This window comes from Streptomyces cyslabdanicus (genome assembly GCF_052663305.1).
In genome coordinates, this window is sequence record NZ_JBQRUW010000007.1 from 303195 (window position 1) to 310507 (window position 7313).

General features: G+C 72.6%; 7 protein-coding genes. 1 reads left to right on the top strand and 6 read right to left on the bottom strand.

Translation table 11 applies throughout. The annotated features are described in order from the left end of the window. Positions 1-39: 39 nt before the first annotated feature. The 6 genes from efeB to ACTYVM_RS05880 form a co-directional block, all read right to left on the bottom strand. On the bottom strand, positions 40-1338 hold the full coding sequence (efeB, locus tag ACTYVM_RS05855; protein WP_445524875.1) for an iron uptake transporter deferrochelatase/peroxidase subunit: 1299 nt from the start codon (positions 1336-1338) through the stop codon (positions 40-42). A gap of 8 nt (positions 1339-1346) precedes the next feature. Further along, entirely contained in the window at positions 1347-3440 is a 2094-nt protein-coding gene (locus tag ACTYVM_RS05860; RefSeq protein ID WP_445524876.1) for a copper resistance CopC/CopD family protein, read from the bottom strand. Between the two features lie 13 nt (positions 3441-3453). After that, on the bottom strand, positions 3454-3927 hold the full coding sequence (locus tag ACTYVM_RS05865; RefSeq protein ID WP_445524877.1) for a copper chaperone PCu(A)C: 474 nt from the start codon (positions 3925-3927) through the stop codon (positions 3454-3456). Beyond that, positions 3924-4574, bottom strand: a complete 651-nt coding sequence (locus ACTYVM_RS05870; protein ID WP_445524878.1) for an SCO family protein — start codon at positions 4572-4574, stop codon at positions 3924-3926. Before ACTYVM_RS05870 ends, ACTYVM_RS05865 begins: the two co-directional genes overlap by 4 nt. A 93-nt stretch (positions 4575-4667) precedes the next feature. Beyond that, positions 4668-5399: a YcnI family copper-binding membrane protein gene (locus tag ACTYVM_RS05875; RefSeq protein ID WP_445524879.1), complete on the bottom strand. Its 732-nt coding sequence runs from the start codon at positions 5397-5399 to the stop codon at positions 4668-4670. 168 nt (positions 5400-5567) lie between these two features. Continuing rightward, positions 5568-6431, bottom strand: coding sequence for a hypothetical protein (locus ACTYVM_RS05880; RefSeq protein WP_445524880.1), 864 nt, complete (start codon positions 6429-6431; stop codon positions 5568-5570). A 223-nt stretch (positions 6432-6654) separates the two neighbouring features. On the opposite strand from ACTYVM_RS05880, the gene ACTYVM_RS05885 reads away from it, so the two are divergent. Next, a complete protein-coding gene (locus ACTYVM_RS05885; protein ID WP_445524881.1) occupies positions 6655-7101 on the top strand; it encodes an ATP-binding protein in 447 nt (148 codons plus the stop codon). Positions 7102-7313 lie beyond the last annotated feature (212 nt).

Sequence of the window (7313 nt, forward strand, 5' to 3'; positions counted from 1 at the left end):
ACCGGCGTACGGGTGTGATCGTGCCGGCGCCCGCCGTGCTCACCCCTCCAGCAGCCGCTGCCCCACGTACTCGCCCTTCGCCGCCCCGCCCGGGACCGCGAACAGACCACTTGCCTCGTGCCGGATGTACACCGACAGCGCGTCGCCGCGGTCCAGCTTGCGCTGCACCGGCACGAAACCGCGCAGCGGGTCCGCCTGCCAGCAGACGAACAGCAGGCCCGCGTCCGGGACGCCGTCGGCGTCGAAGCCGTCGTGGTAGGAGAAGGGACGCCGGAGGATGGCCGCGCCCCCGTTCTGGTCGGGCCGGGTGATCCGGGCGTGGGCGTTGACCGGGACGACGTAGGTGCCGTCCTTGCCGGTCTTCTCCAGGTCCATCGCGGTCGTCTCGGTGCCCCCGCTGAGCGGCGCCCCGTCGGACTTGCGCCGCCCGATGACGTCCTCCTGCTGGGTGAGCGACAGCTTCTCCCAGTCGTCCAGCAGCATCCGGATGCGGCGCACGACGGCGTAGGAGCCGTTCGCCATCCAGGCCGGCTCGCCGTCCGCGGGCACGAAGAGGCGCTGGTCGAAGTCCGGGTCGGCCGGCTTCGGGTTGCGGGTGCCGTCGATCTGCCCCATCAGGTTGCGGGCCGTCATGGGGCGCGCGGTGGCTCCGGGGGAGCGGTTGAAGCCGTTCATCTGCCAGCGGACGCGGGCGGCTCCGCCCGCGTCCTTCTGGAGGGCACGCAGGGCGTGGAAGGCGACGAGCGCGTCGTTCGCGCCGATCTGCACCCACAGATCGCCGTTGCTGCGGGCCTTGTCGAGCCGGTCGGAGGAGAAGTCGGGCAGCGGGTCGAGAGCGCCGGGACGCTGCCGGCTCAGACCCGTCCGGTCGAAGAAGGAGTGGCCGAAGCCGAAGGTGACCGTCAGCGCCGAGGGGCCCGCGTCCCGTGCCACCTCGGTGTCGTCGTGTGCGGCCGGTTCACCGGCCATCAGCCGCTCGGCCGTCGCCGACCAGCGACGCAGCAGCGCGGCGGCCTCCCTGCGGCCCGCTCCGGGCACGAGGTCGAAGGCGACGAGATGGCCGCGGGCCTGGAGGGCGTCGGTGATGCCGGGCTGATGTTCCCCGTGAAACATCGCCCGGTCGGCGCCGAGCGAGGTGAGCGGGGTGGCACCGGCGGGTGCCGCCGTGTAGCCGAGGCCCGTGCCGGCCGCGCCGAGGACGAGCCCGGTGGCACCGGCCGTGCCGAGCAGCCGTCGGCGTGACACGCCCGCTCCGGCGGCGGCGCCGGCCTGCGCGGGCACGGTCGCGGCGGGCGAGGGGTTCGAGGAGGTGGCCTCCGGGGTGGAGTGGTCGGTCATGGTGTGGTTCAGCCGATCTGCGCGTTCTTGGTGACGGTCACCTGGTCGATGTCGGAGGTCCGCACGGTCACGGCGACCTGCCAGTCACCCGCCATGGGGATCTGCACTCCGCTCGCCACCCAGTGGCCGGTGACGATGTGCTCCGGGTTCACCGGGAGCGGTCCGATGTTCTTCGTGGCCAGGGTGAAGGCGATCTTGAGCTCGGCGACGTCGTGGAGGCGCCCGTTGGGTCCGAGGGCGAAGATGTGCAAGTCGTTGCCGCCGACGCGCGCGGGGTCGATGTCGATCCGCACGACGCCCTTGCCGTCCGTGCCGCCGGTGTCGTACGGCAGGTCGAGGGTGACCGCGCCGGCCCCGGAGGGCGAGGACGAGGACGAGGAGGCCGACGTGGCGGTCTTGGCCTCCGTCTCCGTGCGCCCCGGTTCGGTCTGCGTCAGCACGGTGGTGACGGCGAGCAGCACGACCGCGATACCGGCTTCCAGCAGGACGGACCGGCGCAGCCCGAAGCGGTGGGGGTCGGCGTCCCGCAGCCGCTTTTGCCGCGCGGTGTCCACGGCGGCCTGCTGCCGGGCGAGCTGGGCGGCGCGCCGGGCGGCCTCGCCCTGCGCCGCCTTCCCACCGGACTGTGCCTTGCCGCCGGCTTTCCGCCCGGCCTCCGCCTTTCCGGCCTCTGCTTTTCCGGTCCCGGCTTTCTCTTCCCCCGCCTTCCCGGTCCCGCCCTTACCGGCCCTGGTCTTCTTTGCCCCGGCCTTCCCGGTCCCGCCCTTTCCGGTCCCAGAATCGGCGCCGGACCCGGTCTTCGCGTCCGGGCCGGGCTTCCTGCCCGTGGTCGCCGCGGTCTTCGCGCGTGCCGTGGCCGGTGCCTTCGCGGTGGCCGTCCCGACCAGCCGGCCCGTCCAGCGGCGGGAGGTCCAGGCGACGCCGACCGTCAGCAGCACCAGAGCGATCTTGACGAGGAGCAGCTGCCCGTAGCGGGTGTCGGTGAACGCCGGCCAGGAGCCGACCTGCCGCCAGGACTGATAGGTGCCGGTCGCGACCAGCGCGAGGACGCAGCCGAAGGCGAGGCGGGAGAAACGGCGGACGGCCGCGGACTCGATCGGGGTCTCGGCGGGCGCCCGGTACAGCGCGACCAGGAGGGTGGCGAGCCCGCCGAGCCAGGCGGCCATGGCGAGCAGGTGCACGACGTCGACCGGCATCGCGATGCCCGGCTGGAGACCGGTCGAGGCGTGCTCGGCCATGGCCCAGCTGGCGGCGAGGCCGACGGCGACCACGGTGCCGCCGATCGCGAGCCCGAAGGTCAGATCGCGCTTCTCGTCGTCCGCGCGTTTCTGGTACTCCCCGAAGAGCACCGCGACGAACAGCGCCGCCGCGGCGAGCAGCAGCAGCCGGGAGACGAGGGCCGCTCCGGTCTTGGTCTGCAGCACCTGCCCGAGGAGCGTCAGGTCGAAGACGTCGCCGATCTTTCCGGAGGTGGTGTAGGAGCCGCGCAGCAGCAGCAGCGCGAGTGTGGCCGCGGTGAGCGCGACCCAGCCGGAGACGACGAGCCGCTGCACCGCGCGCACCCCGGAGCCGCGCTGCCAGCAGGCCAGCACGAAGGCGCCGCCGCCGGCCAGAAGGATGAAGCCGGCGTACGACACGTACCGCCCGAGCCAGTAGAGCCCGCCGACGATCCCGCCGCCCACCGTCTGGTCACCGACCGCGGCGGACGTCTTGGAGGGGGCGCCGATGGAGAAGGTGTAGGCACCTCCGACGGGGTGGCTGTCGGCGGAGATGACCTGGTAGGCGACGGTGTACGTGCCGTCCGGCAGCCCGCCGTGCAGCCGCACCGCGTACGTGGTCCCGCTGACGTTGGCGGGCTTCCCGGTGTCGACGCGGTTGCCCTTGGGGTCCAGGACGCGCAGCGAGTCGTCGTTCATGGCGACTTGCTCGGAGAACGTCAGTGACACCTGGGAGGGTGCCTTGTCGACCACCACCCCCTGCTGGGGGTCGCTGCCGGTCAGCGCGGCGTGCGCGGAGGCCGGGGCGGCTCCGGCGAGGAGCACGCCGGCGACGGCCAGGAGCAGCATCAGGGCCCGGAAGCGTGGGGCGATGGTCTGCGACAAGGTGGTCCCTCCCTCAGTGTCCGGTCGCGGGGTTGTACGTGGCCGACTTCACCGGCATCTCGACCTTGACGGTGCCGGATTCGGCGAAGTGCAGTTCGACGAGGACCGTCTGGCCCTGCCGGGGCGCGCGCTTCAGCTGGTCGAACATCAGGTGGTCACCGCCGCTCCTGAACACGAGCCGGCCGTGGGCGGGGACGGTGAGGGGGCCGGCTTCCTTCATGACCCCGCCGGTCGTCCGGTGCACGGTGACGTCCTCGGCCTCGGTGCTGGTGACCGAGGTGAGTTCGTCCTTGGCGCCGCCCTTGTTCTCGATGGTCAGGAAGCCGGCCGCCATCTCGTCCGAGAGCGGCTGGGGCATGTAGGCGGAGTGGACGGACAGCTCGGCCTTCGCGGCGCCGGTGCCAAAGGACGCGCCGCAGCCGGTCAGCAGGGCGGTACCGGTCAGGGCCGCGGCCAGGAGCGCCGCCGCTGGTATCGGCCGCCTCACGGGTTCTCCCCCTTGACGATCCTGGGGAGGTCCTTGGTGTAGTCGTCGACGGTGGCGTCCTCGCCGTAGAGGACGTATCCGGCGTCGGTCTTCGGGGAGAACGCGATCACCTGGGTGCCGTGCATCGAGACGAGCTTGCCGTTCTTGTCCTTCGTGGTCGGTTCGATGGAGATGCCCAGGGTGCGTGCGCCGGCCTGGATGGTGGAGAAGTCCCCGGTCAGTCCTACGAACTGCGGGTCGATCATCTTGAGCCACTTGCCGAGTTCGGCCGGGGTGTCGCGGTCCGGGTCGGTCGTGACGAACACCACGCGCAGGTCGTCCTGCTCGGCCTTGGGCAGCGCCTTCTTGGCGACCGCGATGTTGTTCATGGTCAGCGGGCAGGCGTCGGGGCAGTGGGTGTAGCCGAAGTAGACCAGCGTCGGGTGGCCCGCGGTCTCCTTGCGGAGGTCGTACTTCTTTCCCTGGGTGTCGGTGAGCACCAGGTCCGGCTTCTCGAACGGCTGGTCGAGGACGGTCGCGGCCTTCTGCGAGCTGTCCTCGGAGACGACGGCGACGGGCTTCTTGCCGCCGTCGCCGCTGCCGCAGGCGGAGAGGGTCATGGTGGCCGCGGCGAGCAGGGCGGCCGCGACGAGGATCTTGTTGCGCATAGAGAAATGTCCCAGATGTGAGAACTCCGGCGCGCACCGGGGGCCGTACGCGAGAGTGGCACGACCCCCGGAGCGCGTGACGGACGAGCCGGATCAGGCGGTGGTACGCCTGCGGCCGGCGAGTACGCCGTAGGCCACGCCGGCCGCGCCGACGAGGATGCCGACGATGCCGAGGACGCGGGCGGTGGTGTCGCTGCCGCTCTTGGAGGTGTCGGCAGCGGTGGTCTGGTCGGCGGGCTTGGCTTCGGCGGTGGCGTCCTGGGCCGCCGCGTCGTGTCCGTCACCCTCCGCGGCCGCGGTCAGCTGAAGCACCGGCGCCGGGTTGTCCGGCTCCGCCTGGCCCTTCTGCGGCACCTCGATCCAGCGCACGACCTCCTTGTTGGAGTACGTCTGGATCGCCTTGAAGACCAGCTGGTCGGCGTCCTCGGGCAGGGTGCCGACGGAGACCGGGAACTTCTGGAAGAAGCCGGGCTCGATGCCCTGGCCGTCGGCGGTCCAGGTGACCTTGGTGACAGCCTCGGAGATCTTCTTGCCGTGCATCTCCAGCGGCTTGTCCAGCTGGGACTTGGTGACGTTGATCTTCCAGCCCGTCACCGGCTGCGGCATCACGGAGGCCAGCGGGTGGTCGGTCGGGAAGTTGACCTCGACCTTGGTCGTGGAGGCGTTGTCGCGCTCGTTGGGGACCTTGAAGTCGACGACGGCGTAGCCGCCCTTGGCGGCGGAGCCCTCCGGCTGGACGGTGACGTGCGCGAACGCGGGGGCGGACAGGGCGAGGACGGCCGAGCCGGCGACGGCGGCGGCGGCGACGAGTCGAGAAGCCTTCATAGGGGTGCACTCCGCTTCGAGTGAGTTTCCGGTGTGTGAGGGGGTGCGCATGCGGGGCGGGATCGCTGTGTGCGGTGGACCCGCCGGACGTGCACGCGCGCGCGTGCCGCACGACGGCGGCCGCTCCCCCGGCGGAGGCCCGCTCGGTGGGCTGGTGGTCGCGTCGCGTCAGGCAGCGAGGACGAATGCGGCGGCGGCCGGCGGGCCGCGGCGGATCACCGTGTGCTGGAGTGCGGTGGTGTGCGGGATGAACGGCGCGGAGTCGCCGGTGCGCCAACGGCGCGGGCCGGTGCCGACCGCCGTGGGCAGCCCGGCGCACAGGGCGCGCACGAGAGCGAGCGCCCCGCGCAGGGACCGTACGAGCGCGGCCTCGGCGACTCCGTGCGCCGACAGCTCGATCAGCCGCAGCAGGGCCAGGTCGCCCCGCCGCAGCACCCAGCCCGTGGTGACGGCGGCCAGGACGTGGACGAGCAGCATCGGCAGGGACGGCAGCAGCGCGGCCGCGCCGACGGTGAACGCGGAACCCGCCTGGTGGTGCGGGGCGCTCGGGCCCGTGCCGACGCTGCCCAGGACGTGTGCGTCCACGAGTATCCGGTAGGCCTGGGTCGGGCTGAGCGCGGCGGCGGTGGCCCCGCACACGTACCGGGCGGCCTGCTGGACGAGCTCGGTGTCGGACAGCACGGGCAGGGAACCCGTCGATCCCGTCGATCCCGCGGAGCCCATGGGCATGGCACCGGAGGCCATGGCGCCCATGCCGCTCTGCCCCATTCCGAACAGGGCGTGCAGCACGGTCTGGCCGACCACGAGCAGCGTCGCGATCCCCGGCAGGGAACGCGCGCGCCCGGCGAGCGGTGCCACCACGACCAGCGCCCCCAGGAACCCGGCGCCGAGCGTCCACAGGGGCACCGCGGCGCAGGAGGCCAGCGTGTGCCCGGCCGCGGCCAGCACAACGCAGACCGCGGCGAACACCGCGGCCCGCAGGATCCGGAGACCGCGTCCGGCGGGTGCCGTGCGCGGGTGGGGGGCAGACATGGCGGCCTCATCATCCCACTGGACCCGGGTCCGTCGTACAGCAGGTCCGCAAGATGCGGTACATCCGGAAGGTCATGGTCTGATGCCGTCGGCCCGTACATACACCGATTCCCCGTCCCGCCGCGTCCGCCGATCGTGCGGCGTCGCGTCAACGCCGTGCTTATGGCGGGGTACTCGGGGCAATACGTAACGGTATGTCGAGCCGCGGCCGGGAGGCTGGAGCATGAGCATCTGGTGGTCACTCCATCTGCGGCGCGACGCCGCGAGCGTGCCGCTCGCCCGGCGGCTGCTGCTCGGCACGATGGAGACCGCGGGCGTCGACCCTGACATCTCCTACGACCTGTCCGTGGCCCTGAGCGAGGCCTGCGCGAACGCGGTGGAGCACGGCGGGGACACCGAGTCCTCGGACGCCTTCCGGGTCACGGCCTTTCTCGACGGGGAGAAGTGCCGCATCGAGGTGGCCGACACGGGCCCCGGTTTTCCACCGGCCGGCCGCCGTCGTCCGGTACGCGCCGCGCGCGCCGAGGCGGAGCACGGCCGCGGCCTGTGTCTCATCCAGGAACTCGCGGACCATGTCCACATCCGCAACAGGCCGGGCCGCCGCGGCGCGGTGGTGAGCTTCGACAAGATCCTCAAGTGGCGTGAGGACGCGCCGCTGCCCGCGGTGTAGCACTGCGGGACACCGGCGGGCCTTCCGGGCGTGTCCCGGACCCGGCGCGGCGGCGGCCGGCGGCGCGGCGACCTCGGCGTCCGGTCCTGCCGCGCCGTCAGACAGCCCTCGGCGACCAGCTGGTCGTACGCCGCCTTGGCGGTGCCCCGCGAGATGCCGGGTTCGGGGGGAAGGGCAGGGGGGGTCAGGCCCCTCCTCCCCCCCAGGAAAGG